This window comes from Aeromonas sp. HMWF015 (assembly GCF_963878965.1).
Taxonomy (GTDB): domain Bacteria; phylum Pseudomonadota; class Gammaproteobacteria; order Enterobacterales; family Aeromonadaceae; genus Aeromonas; species Aeromonas veronii.
Genome location: NZ_CAWNZT010000256.1, coordinates 1291 through 2007, shown reverse-complemented (window position 1 = coordinate 2007; position 717 = coordinate 1291). Strand labels below are relative to the sequence as shown.

The following is a 717-nucleotide window of genomic DNA, read 5'->3' as shown; positions in this document are numbered from 1 at the left end:
GGAGCAGGCGTTGATGGGCATTGGCCTGCTCACGCTGCTACTACTGATGCTGCTGATGTGGCGTATGGTCTACGGCCGGATCGTCTGGCCGCTGCAACGGGCGGTGGCGGGGATGAGCCGCTTGGCGCGCGGGGATCTGGCCCCTCTTGAGCCGATCGCCGGGGCGGGTCGCGATGAGCTGGCGGAGCTGGGGCGGGCCTTGCAGGTGTTTCGTGATAATGCGGTGGAACTGGGTCGCTATCAGCGCGAGCTGGAGTCGCGGGTCGAGGAGCGCACCGGCCAGCTCAGCCACGCCAACGAGCGGCTCAATGAAGAGGTGGAGAAGCAGCGACAGGCCCGTGACGAGGCAGAGCAGGCCAACCGGGCCAAGTCGGTTTTTCTCGCCACCATGAGCCACGAGATCCGCACCCCTATGAACGGCATTCTGGGTGGCCTGACGCTGCTGGAAGATACCCGGCTGAGCGATACCCAGCAGCGCTATCTGGCCGCCATCGAGCACAGCGGCGAATCCCTGCTGGAGATCCTCAACGACATCCTCGACTACTCCAAGATCGAGGCGGGCCATGTGGAGGCGCGCCGCGAGCCCTTCCCCCTGTTCCAGCTGGTGGATGAGCTCAGCGCGTTGTTCCGGCCAAAGGCGGCGACCAAGGGGGTGACCTTGGCGCTGGAATATGCGCCCGAGCTGGCGCCAGTGGTCGAGGGGGATCTGGGCAAATT

At 65.4% G+C, this 717-nt stretch carries 1 protein-coding gene; it reads left to right on the top strand.

What is annotated here, in order from left to right:
- A partial coding sequence (locus AACS18_RS23485; RefSeq protein WP_258228936.1) for a histidine kinase dimerization/phospho-acceptor domain-containing protein occupies window positions 1–717 on the top strand: 717 nt, incomplete at both ends.